The sequence below is a fragment of the Streptomyces sp. NBC_00009 genome (assembly GCF_045040855.1).
Classification (GTDB): Bacteria; Actinomycetota; Actinomycetes; order Streptomycetales; family Streptomycetaceae; genus Streptomyces; species Streptomyces aureus.
Map to the genome: position 1 here is coordinate 2,072,885 of NZ_CP108312.1, position 14,605 is coordinate 2,087,489.

10 protein-coding genes are annotated in these 14,605 nt (G+C 71.3%); 8 read left to right on the forward strand and 2 right to left on the reverse strand.

Annotation, left to right across the window (positions count from 1 at the left end):
- Positions 1-11 precede the first annotated feature (11 nt).
- Entirely contained in the window at positions 12-1,550 is a 1,539-nt protein-coding gene (gene eccB / locus OHA58_RS09185; RefSeq protein ID WP_405478134.1) for a type VII secretion protein EccB, read from the reverse strand.
- A gap of 179 nt (positions 1,551-1,729) precedes the next feature.
- On the opposite strand from eccB, the gene eccE reads away from it, so the two are divergent.
- The 8 genes from eccE (at position 1,730) to OHA58_RS09225 (ending at position 13,570) form a co-directional block, all read left to right on the forward strand.
- Positions 1,730-3,091 carry a type VII secretion protein EccE gene (gene eccE / locus OHA58_RS09190; RefSeq protein WP_405478136.1) on the forward strand — a complete coding sequence of 454 codons (1,362 nt, stop codon included), beginning with the start codon at positions 1,730-1,732 and terminating at the stop codon, positions 3,089-3,091.
- On the forward strand, positions 3,091-3,915 hold the full coding sequence (locus OHA58_RS09195) for a hypothetical protein (protein WP_405478138.1): 825 nt from the start codon (positions 3,091-3,093) through the stop codon (positions 3,913-3,915). The genes eccE and OHA58_RS09195 overlap by 1 nt, the downstream gene beginning before the upstream one ends.
- A 337-nt stretch (positions 3,916-4,252) precedes the next feature.
- On the forward strand, positions 4,253-7,225 hold the full coding sequence (locus tag OHA58_RS09200; RefSeq protein WP_405478139.1) for an SCO5717 family growth-regulating ATPase: 2,973 nt from the start codon (positions 4,253-4,255) through the stop codon (positions 7,223-7,225).
- 331 nt (positions 7,226-7,556) lie between these two features.
- On the forward strand, positions 7,557-9,461 hold the full coding sequence (locus OHA58_RS09205; RefSeq protein WP_405478141.1) for an ABC transporter substrate-binding protein: 1,905 nt from the start codon (positions 7,557-7,559) through the stop codon (positions 9,459-9,461).
- A gap of 77 nt (positions 9,462-9,538) precedes the next feature.
- Positions 9,539-10,615 (forward strand): ABC transporter permease, encoded by a 1,077-nt coding sequence (locus tag OHA58_RS09210; protein ID WP_405478143.1) that lies wholly within the window; start codon positions 9,539-9,541, stop codon positions 10,613-10,615.
- The gene (locus OHA58_RS09215; protein ID WP_100595139.1) at positions 10,612-11,556 is read left to right on the forward strand and encodes an ABC transporter permease; all 945 of its coding nucleotides are present in this window, start codon (positions 10,612-10,614) and stop codon (positions 11,554-11,556) included. The genes OHA58_RS09210 and OHA58_RS09215 overlap by 4 nt, the downstream gene beginning before the upstream one ends.
- Entirely contained in the window at positions 11,553-12,554 is a 1,002-nt protein-coding gene (locus OHA58_RS09220) for an ABC transporter ATP-binding protein (protein ID WP_405478145.1), read from the forward strand. The genes OHA58_RS09215 and OHA58_RS09220 overlap by 4 nt, the downstream gene beginning before the upstream one ends.
- The gene (locus OHA58_RS09225) at positions 12,551-13,570 is read left to right on the forward strand and encodes an oligopeptide/dipeptide ABC transporter ATP-binding protein (protein ID WP_405478146.1); all 1,020 of its coding nucleotides are present in this window, start codon (positions 12,551-12,553) and stop codon (positions 13,568-13,570) included. Before OHA58_RS09220 ends, OHA58_RS09225 begins: the two co-directional genes overlap by 4 nt.
- A gap of 49 nt (positions 13,571-13,619) precedes the next feature.
- On the opposite strand, the gene OHA58_RS09230 is transcribed toward OHA58_RS09225, so the two are convergent.
- Entirely contained in the window at positions 13,620-14,573 is a 954-nt protein-coding gene (locus tag OHA58_RS09230; RefSeq protein WP_405478147.1) for a bifunctional riboflavin kinase/FAD synthetase, read from the reverse strand.
- Positions 14,574-14,605: the final 32 nt, after the last annotated feature.

Here is a 14,605-nt window from a genome sequence, read left to right on the forward strand (position 1 = left end):
GTCCCCCGGCCCTAGGAGCCCTGCGGCTGGCTGGCCGCGGTCGTGGACAGGCGCGGGCCGGTGGGCAGGAACTGCGACCAGGCGAGCGGGATCGGTGCCGGGTCCACCTTGTCGTAGCCGAGCCGGGTCACCGCCTGCTTGGCCTCCTTGCGCCGTGCCTCGCGCTCCTTCGCGGTCGTGCCGATGCCCGCGTCGTCGGCGCCGCTGTCGCCGTTGGACTGCATCGCGTAACGAAGGCCCGTGTCGGTGACGAGGAACACGGGGCCCACGCTGGTCGCGGTGCCCGTGAACTGGCGGTACAGCTGGCCCGATCCGGCGGTGACGTAGGCGCTGGAGGAGCCGGTGGGAAGGGGCGCGGGGAACTTCGTGCCCGCCCATGTGCTGAGCGTGGTGTCGCCGTTGTCGCTGTCGACCTTGTCCAGGACGTTGCAGACGGTGTTGCGGCTGCCGGTCCCGGTGGAGGCATCGTTGACCCTCTTCGGCGTGTACGTCGGCCAGTTGCCCGGCCCGAAGCTCTGGCCGGCGACCACGGCGCCGGGGCTCACCTTGAGCGGCTCGCCGCCCTGGTCCAGGGGAACCAGGTCGGGGCTGTACAGGAGCAGGTGCGCGGTGAAGTCGCTGACAGGGGCGACCTTGCCCGGCAGGACGACGTAATACTGGTCCGGCGTCTTGAGGACCATGCCGACCCGGTTCGCGGAGTCGTCGAGCGTGCTGTTCGCGTTGGCGGGGTCGCCGGGGTGGCCCTCCAGCGTCGGGAAGGTGATCGGCGTGCCCTTGTGGAGGGTGTCGAGCCAGTCCCTGGAGACGCGCTGCGGCTCCTGGTTCGCGGCGGTGATGTCGAGGGCGGTCAGGAGTTTCTGCTGGTTTGCCTTCGTGGTCTGCTTGGCGATGCGGTAGGCCGTCCCGCTCGCGTCGACGACGTACTCCGTCTTGGCCTTGTCCGGGCCGACGACGTACATCAGGTCGCCGCCGTGCAGCTTCGACTCGCGGCCCTCGGTCTTCGGCTCGTCCCGCTTCGCGAGGACGAACGCCGCCTTCTGGATGGCGCGGCCGCCGTCGCCCGGGCGCTCGCAGACGGCCCAGCGCTTGGCGGACTCGGCCTCCGAGTCCGGCGGCAGGCGGTCGGGGGCGTACGGGATGCCGATCGTGGCGCCGTGCGGGATCTTGCCGCTGTCGAGCACCGTCTCGGACACCGTCACGATGGGATTGTCGCTCGGGTCGACGAGGAGTTTCGCCGATGCCATGTTGAGGACGGGGTGCAGCTGGACCTTGCCCTTCGTCTCCAGGACCACGTAACGCGTCGTCGACTTGCTCGCGACGATCACGTTTTTATGGAGTTCATCCCATTTTGGCGGAGCCGTCGGCTTGAACATCCCCCATGCCCCGAAGACCGCGAGGACGACGATGCCGACGATGACGCCCGGCAGCACCGCACGCAGCGGCTTCGGTGCCCCTTCCTCCGAACCGGAGGGTGAGGGCTGGAGGAAGGACGCGAGCGTACGACGCTTCGCGAAGGTGTAGGCGTTGAGTTCGTCCCGCCGTGATGCCATCTGTGTCCGCTTCTCCCCGTGCAGCACTCGGGGGTACCTGCGTCCCCCGCCCTCCGTTGTCAGACCCGGCCCCTACTATGCCTGTTGCGTGGTTGTGCGTGTGGGACGGGTAGGGTGCTGGGGCCTTCAAAGGCCCTGTACGTCAGGGATTTTCGGGAGAGTTCGGGGGGTTTGGAGTGATGGCTTCCGCAACGCGGACCCGGTCGCGGTCGCAATCCCGGTCGCGGTCGAACGGTCGGCCGGGACCGGGAGACGGTGCGCCGGCGGCTCGGTCCGGCGGTGGGGCCGGCTCTCCGGCGGCGCCCGCCGGTCCGGTCTCGCTTCATCTGAAGTCGCGCTCCGGACGGGCCGGGTCGTTCCGGCTCCAGCAGATGGTGATGATCGAGGTCGCCGCCGCGCTGGTCGTCGGCGCCGCGGTCGTCGACAAGCTGGCACTGGTGCCCGCGGGCGTAGTCGCCGTGATCCTCGTCCTGTTCGCCGTCGTACGCCGTCGAGGGCGGTCGCTGCCCGAGTGGCTCGGCACCGTCCTGGCGCTGCGCGCGCGCAAGCGCCGTGCGGCGAGCACACCGGTCCCGCCCGGCACGGAGCCGGGCCTCGCGCCCGCCGTCGAGTGCGACCCCTCGCTGCGGACGTACAGCTACAGCCGCGGTGATGACCGCGACCAGCGGCCCATCGGCATGGTCGGCGACGGCGGCTTCCTGACCGCCGTGCTCCAGGTCGAGTCGGACGCCACCGCCCTGCGGGCCGAACGCTCCCGGCGGCCGCTGCCGATAGGGATCGTGCGGGACGCCCTCGACGTCGACGGGATCCAGCTCGAATCGGCGCAGATCGTGCTGCACACGCAGCCCGCGCCCGCGCTGCACCTGCCGCAGCAGTCCGTGGCGGTGAGCAACTACGCGCCACTGCAGGCCCAGACCGGCTCCCCCGCAGTCCGCATCACATGGATCGCCCTGAAGCTCGACCCGGAGCTGTGCCCGGAGGCCGTGGCCGCGCGCGGTGGCGGCACCGCGGGAGCGCAGAAGTGCGTGGCCCGCGCGGCCCAGCATCTGGCGAGCCGACTGACCGGCGCGGGCTTCCGCGCCAGCGTGCTGACGGAGGAGGAGCTCACGGCCGCCGTCGCCACGTCGGCGTGCGCCAACCCCATGGTGACGGCGCAGGCCGGGCGGAGCGAGCTGCCGCAGCGCAGGACCGAGGAGTCCGGCCGCAGCTGGCGCTGCGACAACCGCAGACACACCACGTACTGGGTACGGCGCTGGCCGCAGCTCGGCGGATCCGGGCCCGCTCTGCACCAGTTGGTCGCACTCTTGACCACGGTGCCCGCGCTGGCCACGACGTTCAGCCTGACGCTGTCCCGCGGTGACCAGCGGGACATCCAGCTCTGCGGGCACATGCGGATCACGGGACGCAGCGAGAGCGAGCTGACCACGGCCCGGCGGTCCCTGGAGACCGCCGCCCGGCAGGCCAAGACGGGTCTCGTCCGGCTCGACCGCGAACAACTGCCCGGAGTTCTCGCCACGTTGCCCCTCGGAGGTGCGCGCTGATGGCCATGACGTCATCTCCCCCGGCCGGGGCAGGCTCCTGGGACGGAAACTCCTGGAACGGCAACGGCAATGGGAACGGAAACGGCAATGCGGGCGCGGCTCCCGCACCTGCCGCCGGTGACCGGCCCCGTACGGGGTTCGGACTCTTCGGGCCGCGGCACCAGCGTCACACGCTCTCTGTAGAGCAGTTGAACTCGCTCGCGCTGCCCATCGGCGACGACGGTGTCGTCGTCGGCGTCGATGCCGACGGCCAGCCCGCCGTGCTCGGGGTGAACCGGCCGACGCCCTACGACATGGTGCTCATCGGTGGCCTGTGGACGGCTCAGGTGCTCGCGCTGCGGGCCGCTGCGACGGGCGCGCGGGTCGCGGTGGAGACCGGGCGGGCGCAGGCCTGGGCGCAGTTGGTGCAGGCGGTCGGTGGCGGCCAGTCCGGGATGACGGTGCACGACGTCGGGCGGGTGCCGCCGCAGGGCGCGTCCGCCGGTGGCCCGGTGCTCGTGGTGCGGGACTGCGGGATGCGGCCGCCGCGCGGGCGGGTGGCCTCCGCACCGTGGCAGTCCGTGCTGACGCTGCTGCCCTATCTGAGCCCGGTGGCGCCCCGGTTGATGCGCCAGGCGCGGCTCGTCGGGGTCCAGCGGGTTTCGCCGGACGAGGCGGCGGAGATCGGCCGTGTCATCGGACTGCCGCGCGGCGAGTGGGAGTCCCTCCCGACGCTCGCGGACGGCGTCACTCTGTGGTGCACCGACCGCGACCGGCAGTACGTGATGACCCGGGCGACGGACGCCGAGACCGGATTGTTGGGTAACGCACGCCGGATGGACTGAGACCGGCCCGGAGCCCGCCCCCGAGCGCTCCGACGATCGAACTCGGTCCCCTTTGCGGCTTATTCGGGCAGTTTGCGCGCGGCGGACTGGGGGGTGTTCGTCACTTCCGTGTCCGTTGGGCATCACTTGTTGGCCGGGTGTGACCTCCTGGACGGCGTCGGCGGGACGGACGGGCCTGCCGTGCTCGTGGTTTTGGTGATTAGGCTGGGACCAGGACGCGCGCGAGAACCCACGAGCGGCTCGTACGCGTCCCAGGGGAAGAGCGCGGCGGATCGGACGACAGGAACGGTCGCCCCCCACCACGGCACGAGGGTGCTCGACCACACCAGGAGGCATTGTGAACAGCGATCGGGACGAGATCCGCGGGGGCTGGGACACACCCGTCGATGATCACTCCGACGCGGAGTCCGCCACTGAGACGACGGGCGAGTTCACCATCGACTACGCCCCACCGGCCTGGTACACGCAGAACGCGTCGTCCGGCACGGGCGAGACCCCCTCGGCCACACCGGCCACACCGGCCACGCCTCCGCCGCCGGTTCCTCCGGTTCCCGCGCCCGCGCCCGCGCCCGCGCCTGTGACGCCCCCGGCGCCGCCCGCGCCCTACACGCCGTACACGCCCGCCGCTTCGGCCCCTGAGCCGAACGCGGGTTCGGGGAACGGGGATCTGGAGAGCGGCGCGACGATGCGGTTCTCCGCGGCCGCGCTGAAGCGGGAGTTCGCCGAGCTGGCCGCACAGGGCGAGCAGAAGGCCGAGCCGGCGGCCGAGGAGCAGGGCGCGGACGCCGCGTCCGGCAGCTCCGACTCGGGTGGCTCGGGTAACTCCGGTGACTCCGGTGACTTCGCTGTGGTCGCCGCGGCCGGACCCACCGGGGACGACGAGGTGGCGAGCGCCTCCGCGGAGTCCGCGGAGGACGGGGACCCGGACACCTCTCAGGCCGCGGCCGACAGCACCGACTCCGAGGCTGCCTCTGACGATGCGTCCCAGGCGGAGGGCTCGGAGGGCTCGGACGACACCGGCTCCGACACCGCCGAAGCCGCTACCACGGACGCATCGGCCGACGCGGGCGCGGACACCGGTACGCCCGCCGACACCGACACACCCGCAACCCCCGACGCACAGGACGCACAGGACGCCCCCGCCGCCTGGGCCCCGCCGCCCGTGCCGCAGGACGGTATCCCGCCGCTGCCCCCGACGTTCCAGCCCGCCGCCCCCACGTCGGCCCCGCAGTGGCCCGCGCAGCAGCAGCCCGGCGCGCCGGTTCCGGCCCAGGCCGCGCCCGCGCCGCCGGCCTGGCCCGCGCAGAACACCCCGCCCACGCCGCAGGGTGGTTACGGCTTCCCGCAGCAGTCGGCCCCCGGCGACCCGCAGCAGCCCGCACCTCCGGCACCGCCGCAACAGCAGGGCTACGGGTTCCCACAGCCGACGCCGCCCGCACCCGCCGCACCGGACCAGCCTGCCCCGCAGGGTGGTTACGGGTTCCCGCAGCAGCCCCAGCCCGGCACGCCCAACCAGCCCGCCCCGCAAGGCGGTTACGGGTTCCCACAGCAGCCCCAGCCCGGCACGGGCTACGGGTTCCCGCAGCCGCAGCCCGGAGCACCCGCTCAGGGACACCCGGCCGGACCCAACACCCCGGCCCCGCCCGCCCCGCACCTCCCGGCGCAGCAGAACCCCCAGCAGCCGCCGGCACCGCACACGCAGCAGCCCGGCCCCCAGCCCCCGGCTGCACAGCAACCGCAGCCGCACCAGCAGCCGCCCGCGTCACAGGCCCCGGCCCCCCACCCCGGCCAGCCCGATCAGCAGGTCCAGGGTCAGCCCGGCCAGTTCCAGGGCCAGCCCGATCAGCCCTTCCCCGGACAGGCGCCCCCCGCCGACCCCCGTGCCGGCGGCGCCTGGCCGCAGCCCATTCAGCACGACCAGCGCACGCCCACGAACGTCGGCGGTGCGCCGCTCGGCTACACGGCGGCCGTGGAGCTGTCGGCCGACCGCCTGCTCAACAACAAGAGGCAGAAGGCGAAGAGCACCCGCCCCGGCGGCAACAACTCGCGCTTCAAGCTCGGCGGCAAGAAGGAGGAGGCCGAGCGGCAGCGGAAGCTGGACCTGATCCGCACGCCGGTCCTGTCCTGCTACCGGATCGCGGTCATCAGCCTCAAGGGCGGCGTGGGCAAGACGACCACGACGACCGCGCTCGGTTCGACGCTCGCCACGGAGCGCCAGGACAAGATCCTCGCGATCGACGCCAACCCGGACGCCGGCACGCTCGGCCGCCGCGTGCGCCGTGAGACCGGGGCGACCATCCGAGACCTGGTGCAGGCGATCCCGCACCTCAACTCGTACATGGACATCCGCCGGTTCACCTCGCAGGCGCCGTCCGGCCTGGAGATCATCGCGAACGACGTGGACCCGGCGGTCTCGACGACGTTCAACGACACGGACTACCGCAGCGCGATCGACGTGCTCGGGAAGCAGTACCCGATCATCCTCACCGACTCCGGCACCGGTCTGCTGTACTCCGCGATGCGCGGAGTCCTCGACCTCGCCGACCAGTTGATCATCATCTCGACGCCGTCCGTGGACGGCGCGAGCAGCGCCAGTACGACGCTCGACTGGCTGTCGGCACACGGGTACGCGGACCTGGTGTCGCGTTCCATCACGGTCATCTCCGGGGTCCGTGAGACCGGCAAGATGATCAAGGTCGACGACATCGTGTCGCACTTCGAGACGCGGTGCCGCGGCGTCGTGGTGGTGCCGTTCGACGAGCACCTGGCGGCCGGCGCCGAGGTCGACCTCGACATGATGCGGCCCAAGGTGCGCGAGGCGTACTTCAACCTCTCGGCGATGGTCGCGGAGGACTTCGCGCGGGCCCAGCAGCAGCAGGGCCTGTGGACGTCGGACGGCAACCCGCCGCCCACCATGGCTCCCCCGGTGCCGGGCCACCAGCAGCAGCCGTACCCCGCGCAGCAGCCCTACCCGGGCCAGCCGTATCCGGGGCAGCCGGGCGCGCCCCAGCCGCCCGCGCCGGGTCAACAGCCCGCTCCGGGGCAGCAGTTCCCGGGCCAGCCCTACCCCGGCCAGCCGTATCCGCAGCAGCCCGGCCAGGCCCAGGCCGGCGCCCCCGGCCAGCCCCAGCAGCCGGGTCAGCCGAGCCAGCCCGGCCCCCCGCAGATGTGGCAGCAGCAGCCCCCCGCCCCGGCCCAGCCGGGTCAGCCCGCGCCCGGTCAGCCGCCCGCCCCCGGCCAGGCCGCCCCCGGTCAGCCCGGCCAGCCGCTTCCCCCGTACACCGCACAGCCCCAGCCGCCTCAGCAGTAACAACGCTGATATCCCGGCCACTTGGGCACAGCGAAGGGCCCGCACCAACACCACGGTGCGGGCCTTTTCCGTGCCTACCGAAATTCCGCCAAATAGCCACCAGGCACCCATTGTTGAGCGCAACGGGCATCACGCCCTGGCCTGCAAAGCGTCAGAGGTCTCGACCAATGTGCGTGAAATGCAGGTCAACTCGTTATTTCCGCAGGCCACATGGGGTTCATGTGCCGTTGACGTGCGCAGACTGCCGCTGATAGACACACACATCAACCAGCTGGCGTCCCATGATCAACCTGCCACTCCTGCGCGAGCAACGACGCGAGGTCACCGACCCATGGACACAAAAGATCAGCACAAGAGAGCACACGCTCCGCTCTTCTCCCGTTCCCCACGGCGCGCGCCCCGCCGGACCCTGCGGGTCCTCCTGGCGGCCGGCGCCGCGGCGTTCACCCTGACGGCCGGCCTCGCCACGCCGCTCAACCCCGCACCCCAAGAGGCCAAGGCGGCCGACGGCGGCAAGAAGGTCCTCACCGTCGCCCTCGCCCAGAGCGTCGACTCGCTGAGCCCGTTCCTCGCCCAGCGACTGGTCAGTACGAGCATCCACCGGATGATGTACGAGTACCTGACCAACTACGACCCCAAGGACAACCACGCCGTCCCGGGCTTCGCCACCGAGTGGAAGCCGTCCGCGGACAAGCTCACCTGGACCTACACCATCAGGTCCGACTCGAAGTGGTCCGACGGCAAGCAGGCCACCGCCGCCGACGCCGCCTTCACCTTCAACAAGATCATGACGGACGAGGGCGCCGCCACCGCGAACGGCAGCTTCGTCTCCAACTTCAAGAAGGTCACCGCCCCCAGCGCCACCAAGCTGGTCATCGAGCTGAAGAAGCCGCAGGCCACCATGGCCGCGCTCGACGTCCCGATCGTGCCCGAGCACATCTGGAAGGACGTCAGGGACTTCTCGAAGTTCAACAACGACAAGACCTTCCCGGTCGTCGGCAACGGCCCGTTCGTGCTGACGGACTACAAGGTCGACCAGTACGTGAAGCTGAAGGCCAACAAGGACTTCTGGCGCGGCGCGCCCAAGTTCGACGAGGTCGTCTTCAAGACGTACAAGGACCAGGACGCCGCGGTCGCCGCCCTGCGCAAGGGCGAGGTCTCCTTCGTGGCCGGCTCCCCCGCCCTGACGCCCGCTCAGGCGGCGTCGCTCAAGGGCGAGCCGAACATCAAGGTCAACGAGGGCCCCGGCCGCCGCTTCTTCGCACTCGCCACGAACCCTGGCGCGCAGACCAAGGACCGCAAGAAGTTCGGCAACGGCAACAAGGCCCTTCTCGACCAGAAGGTGCGCCAGGCGCTGTTCTTGTCGATCGACCGCAAGACGATCGTCGACAAGGTCTTCCAGGGCCACGCCGTCGAGGGCGAGGGCTACATTCCGCCGCGCTTCGGCGACTACTTCTGGAAGCCGTCCGGCAGCCAGGCCCTCGGGTACGACCCCGATAAGGCAGGCAAGCTGCTCGACGAGGCCGGCTACAAGATGAAGGGCAGCGAGCGCGTCGGCAAGGACGGCAAGCCGCTGAACCTCCGCATCCTGTGCCACGCCACGGACCCGAACGACAAGGCGATCGGCAAGTACCTCAAGGAGTGGTGGGGCAAGCTCGGCATCGGCCTGAAGGTCGACTGCCTCGACGACGTCTCGGTGCCCTGGTACGCAGGTGAGTACGACCTCGCGTTCGACGGCTGGTCGGTCAACCCCGACCCGGACTTCGTCCTCGGCATCCACACCTGCGCCGCGCTGCCCGTCAAGGCCAAGGAGAGCGCCCAGACGGACAACTTCATCTGCGACAAGACGTACGACGACCTGTACAAGAAGCAGCTCGCCGAGTACGACCCGGCCAAGCGCGCGGACATCGTCAAGCAGATGGAGTCGTGGCTGTACGACTCCGGGTACATGAACGTCATCGCGTACCCGAACGCCGTCGAGGCCTACCGCACCGACCAGATCAAGTCGATCCGGACCATGCCCACCGCGGCCGGCAACATCTACGGCCAGGACGGGTACTGGAGCTGGTGGTCGGCCGTTCCGGCGGACGGCACGAGCGACTCGAAGGGCGGTGACGGCGGCGGTTCCGGCTCGACCGGCGTGATCATCGGTATCGTCGCGGCCGTCGTCGTCCTCGGCGGCGGCGGGCTGTTCCTCGCGCGGCGCCGCCGCACCTCGGCGGACGACCGCGAGTAGCAGCACCCGGTCAGGAGAGAACGCGTCACGTCCGTCCGCAGGCGTCGCAAGTACCGCACGAGTAACGAGAGTTCCACATGACAGCAGAGAGCACTCCGGCGCTCGTGCAGAGTGCGGACACCGACGGTCCGGCGCAAGCCGGGCCGTCGGCGGCCCGCGGTCCACGTGCGCGCAACGCCAAGGCCTATCTCCAGTACGTGGCGGGCAAGATCGCGGGGGCGATCGTGTCGCTCTTCGCGGTCCTGGTCACCAGCTTCTTCCTGTTCCGCCTGATCCCCAGCGATCCGGTGAAGCAGATGACCGGCGGGCGCCGTGTCTCGGCGCAGCAGCTCGAAGCGCTCCGCCACCAGTTCGGTCTCGACCTGCCGATGTGGCAGCAGTTCACCAACTACATCGGTGACGCGCTGACCGGCGACTTCGGCACGTCGTACCAGTTCCACACCCCGGTCATCGACAAGATCACCGAGGCGCTCCCGGCGACGCTGCTCCTGACCGGCACGGCGTACGTCCTCTACACCGCGCTCGGCATCTGGCTCGGCACGCGCACCGCCTGGCGCAACGGATCGCGCAGCGACCGCTTCAACACCGCGTTCGCCCTCACGCTCTACTCGATCCCGTCGTTCTGGCTCGGTCTGCTGCTCATCATCGTCTTCTCGGTGGGGCTGGGCCCGATCCCGGGTCTGTTCCCGACGGGCGGTCTGGAGTCGGGCGGCGAGAGCGGGTTCGCGTACGTCATGGACGTCGCGCACCATCTGGTCCTGCCGGTGGTCACGCTGGTGGCGGTCGGCTACGCGCAGACGCTCCTCGTGATGCGCTCCTCGCTGCTCGACGAGATGGGCAGCGACTATCTGACGACGGCGCGCGCGAAGGGCCTGCGCGACGACGTCGTACGCCGCAAGCACGCCGTCCCGAATGCGATGCTGCCCACGTTCACGCTGATGTTCGTGAACCTCGGGCACGTCGTGGCCGGTCAGATCCTCGTCGAGACGGTCTTCTCCTGGCCCGGCCTCGGCGGCCTCTTCTACTCGGCACTCAGCGTGCCCGACCTGCCGCTCGTCCAAGGGCTGTTCTTCGTCTTCGCCACCGCGGTGATCCTGGCGAACACCCTCGCCGACGTGCTGTATCCGCTGCTCGATCCCCGGGTGGGCCGATGACTGCCGACACGAACGACCTCGACACCGCGCAGCTCCCGCCGCCGGCCGAGAAGAGCGCGCGGGCCCTGGCGCGGGCCCGCAAGCGCCGCTCCGCCGCCCGCTTCTGGCGCGAGTACCGCACCCACCGGAGCGGGCTGTGGGGTCTCGCCGGGCTGATCCTGATCGCCCTCATCGCGATCTGCGCGCCCCTGCTCGTCGGCGCGGACTCGCAGAGCGTCACCGACGCGCCCGGCGGCGCCCTTGAGGCGCCCAGTGGTGAATTCCCGCTCGGCACCGACCAGTTCGGCCGCAGCGTGCTCGCCCTGCTGGTGTGGGGTGCGCGCGTGTCCCTCACCGTGGGCCTGCTGGCCGCGTTCCTGTGCGTGGCGATCGGCACGGTCGTCGGCATCGTCGCCGGCCACTTCCGTGGCTGGTACTCGACGGTCCTGATGCGGGTCACCGACTGGTTCCTGGTGATGCCGACGCTGGTCCTCGCGATCGCGCTCGCCACCGTGATGTCCCGCTCCATCTGGACGGTCATCCTGGCGATCGGCGTGACGACGTGGCCGACGACGGCCCGCCTGGTCCGCGCGCAGACGCTCGCCGTGGAGTCGCGGCCGTACATCGAGCGGGCCCGCGCGCTCGGCGGCGGGCACGGGCACATCATGCTGCGCCACGTCCTGCCGAACGTCATGCCGCTCGTCCTCGCGCAGACCACGCTCGTGATCTCCAGCGCGATCCTCACCGAGGCCACGCTCGCCTTCCTCGGCCTCGGCGACCCGACGATCACGTCGTGGGGCGGCATGCTCCAGGACGCGCGCGAGGCGGGCGCGGTCAGCGCGGGCGACTGGTGGTATCTCGCGCCTCCCGGACTCGCCATCGCGCTGGTCGCACTCGCGTTCACGCTGTGCGGCCGCGCCATCGAAGCCGTCCTCAATCCGAAGCTGGGGGTGGCCAGGTGAGCCTTCTCGACGTCAGAAACCTCGAAGTGACGTACGCGGGCGGGGCACGGGCCGTCCGCGGAGTGAACCTCAGTGTCGACGCGGGCCAGAAGCTCGGCATCGCCGGCGAGTCCGGCTGCGGCAAGTCGACGCTCGCGCTCGCACTGCTGCGTCTCCTGCCGGCCGGCACGAAGGTCTCCGGCGAGATCCTGCTCAACGGCGAGGACGTCCTCACGATGAAGTGGGGCCAGGTCAGGGCGGTGCGCTGGGCCGGCGCCTCGATCGTGTTCCAGGGCGCGATGCACTCGCTCAACGCGGTGCACCGCATCGGCGACCAGATCGCCGAGCCGATCCTGCTGCACAGGAAGGCGACGCCCGCGGGCGCGAAGAAGAGGGTCGCGGAACTCCTGGAGCACGTCGGCCTGCCCGCCGCCCGCGCGGACGCGTATCCGCACGAGCTGTCCGGAGGCCAGCGCCAGCGCGTGATGATCGCGATGGCGCTCGCCTGCGACCCGGGCCTGATCATCGCGGACGAGCCGACGACGGCGCTCGACGTGATGATCCAGGCGCAGATCCTGCGCCTGATCGAGCAGCTCGTGTCCGATCAGGACCTCGGCCTCATCATGATCAGCCACGACCTCGCGGTCCTCTCGGACACCTGCGACCGGCTCGCGGTGATGTACGCGGGCCGCGTCGTCGAGGAGGGCCCCGCCTCCGAGGTCTACGAGAACGCGCAACACCCGTACGGGAAGGCCCTGTCGGCGGCGTTCCCTCGGATCGGCGACGCCGCGTCCCGGTTCGCGCCGCGCGGTCTGCCCGGCGACCCGCCCGACCCGTCGGCGCTGCCCACGGGCTGCACGTTCCACCCGCGCTGCCCGGTGGCGCTCGACAGCTGCATCACCGAGGACCCGGAACTACGGGCCGCGGCCACGGGCCGGCGGGCGGCCTGTGTGCACGTGGGCGGCGCCACCGATCCGGACGACGCCGCCGGCGCCGAGGCAAGGAGCACCACAGCATGACCAGTACGTCCCCCCTGCTCACGGCCGGCGCGCTGCACGTCACCTTCCCCGGCCGCCGTGGCGCGGACCCCGCGCGGGCCGTGGACGGCGTCGACCTCGACATCGCGCCCGGCGAGATCGTGGCGCTGGTGGGCGAGTCGGGCTGCGGCAAGACGACGCTCGCCCGCTCCCTGCTCGGCCTGGTACCGCCGACGTCCGGCCGGGTCACGTTCGACGGGAAGCCCCTCGACTACTCCTCGCGCGCCCTCAAGGCGTACCGCAAGCGCGTGCAGCTGGTCCTCCAGGACCCCAGCGGTTCGCTGAACCCGCGGCACACGGTGTACGACGCGGTGGCCGAGGGCCTGCGCATCCACGGGTACGCGGGCGACGAGCGCGAGGCGGTGGCGAACGCCTTGTCACGAGCGGGACTTCGCCCACCGGACCGCTTCTTCCTGCGCTACCCGCACGAGCTGTCGGGCGGCCAGCGGCAGCGCGTGGTGATCGCGGGCGCGCTCGTCCTCGACCCCGAACTGATCGTCGCGGACGAACCCGTGGCGTCCCTCGACGCGTCGGTGCGCGGCGAGATCCTCGCGCTGCTGCTCAGGCTGCGCGACGAACTGGGCCTGTCCGCCCTCGTGGTGACGCACGACCTGGGTCTCGCCTGGAACATCGCGGACCGGGTCGCGGTGATGTACCTGGGCCGGATCGTCGAGACGGGAACGGTGGAGGAGGTCCTGACGGCACCTCAACACCCGTACACGCAGGCTCTGTTGTCGGTTCTGCCGGAGGCGCCGGGTGATCCGGTCGTCCTCACGGGCGAGCCGCCGGACCCGTCGCGCATCCCGTCCGGCTGCCGTTTCCACGCCCGCTGCCAGATCCTGGCGTCGGGCGAGGCCGAACGGTCCGGCGTCGCGGACCGCTGCCGCGGGGAGGACCTGCCGGTGCTGTCGGGCGCGAGCACGACCCAGGTGGCCTGCCACTGGGCGTCGGCACAGGTCACGAGCACGTCCGGCACGTCCAGCCCGTCCGGCGTTTGAGGACCGGGGGTCCGGGGGCAGGGCCCCCGAGGCCCCCACCACACTCCGCCTACTCCCCGTCGTACGCCTCAATAAGCTCCCGCGACCGCTTCACGTCGTCCGCGATGGCGACCAGGAGCGCCTCGATCGAGTCGAACTTCGCCATGCCGCGCACATAGGCGAGGAAGTCGACGGCGACGTGCAGCCCGTACAGGTCGAGGTCCACGCGGTCGATGGCGTAGGCCTCGACCGTGCGCTCGGTGCCGTCGAACTGCGGGTTGGTGCCCACGGAGATCGCGGCGGGCATCGCCTCGTCCCCGACGTGCAGCCAGCCCGCGTAGACGCCGTCCGCCGGGATCGCGGTGTGCGGGAGCGTCTCGACGTTGGCGGTCGGGAAGCCCAGCTCACGGCCGCGCTGGGCGCCGCGCACGACCACGCCCTCGACGCGGTGCGGGCGGCCGAGGATCTCGCGCGCGCCCTCCATGTCACCTTCGGCGACGAGCCGCCGGGTCAGCGTGGACGAGAAGGGCTCGCCGCCGCCCGCCGAGCCGCTCACGTACAGGTCGACGACCTCGACCTCGAAGTCGTACGTCGTGCCCTGCTCGGCGAGGAACGCGACATTGCCCGCGGCGCGGTGGCCGAAGCGGAAGTTCGGCCCCTCGACGACGAGGCGCGCGTGCAGCTTGTCGACGAGGACCTTCGCGACGAACTCGGCCGGCGACAGCTTCGAGAACTCGGTGGTGAACGGCAGGACCAGCAGGGCGTCGACGCCGAGCTCGGCCATCAGCTCCGCGCGCCGGTGGTGCGGGGCGAGCAGCGGAGGGTGGCTGCCGGGGCGCACGACCTCGCTGGGGTGCGGGTCGAAGGTGACGACGACGGCGGGCACACCGAGCTCACGGGCCCGTTCGACGGCCCGGCCGATGATCAACTGATGGCCGCGGTGCACTCCGTCATAGGAGCCGATGGTGACGACGCTGCGCCCCCAGTCCTGGGGGATGTCCTCCAAGCCACGCCAGCGCTGCACGGTGATTGCTCCTCGCGAACCTGTGTACGACT

Excerpts from the sequence above, each read along its gene's own strand:
- eccB (WP_405478134.1), bottom strand. The coding sequence starts at position 1,550 with ATGGCATCACGGCGGGACGAACTCAACGCCTACACCTTCGCGAAGCGT.
- OHA58_RS09195 (WP_405478138.1), top strand. The coding sequence starts at position 3,091 with ATGGCCATGACGTCATCTCCCCCGGCCGGGGCAGGCTCCTGGGACGGA.
- OHA58_RS09215 (WP_100595139.1), top strand. The coding sequence starts at position 10,612 with ATGACTGCCGACACGAACGACCTCGACACCGCGCAGCTCCCGCCGCCG.
- OHA58_RS09210 (WP_405478143.1), top strand. The coding sequence starts at position 9,539 with ATGACAGCAGAGAGCACTCCGGCGCTCGTGCAGAGTGCGGACACCGAC.
- OHA58_RS09225 (WP_405478146.1), top strand. The coding sequence starts at position 12,551 with ATGACCAGTACGTCCCCCCTGCTCACGGCCGGCGCGCTGCACGTCACC.
- eccE (WP_405478136.1), top strand. The coding sequence starts at position 1,730 with ATGGCTTCCGCAACGCGGACCCGGTCGCGGTCGCAATCCCGGTCGCGG.
- OHA58_RS09205 (WP_405478141.1), top strand. The coding sequence starts at position 7,557 with ATGGACACAAAAGATCAGCACAAGAGAGCACACGCTCCGCTCTTCTCC.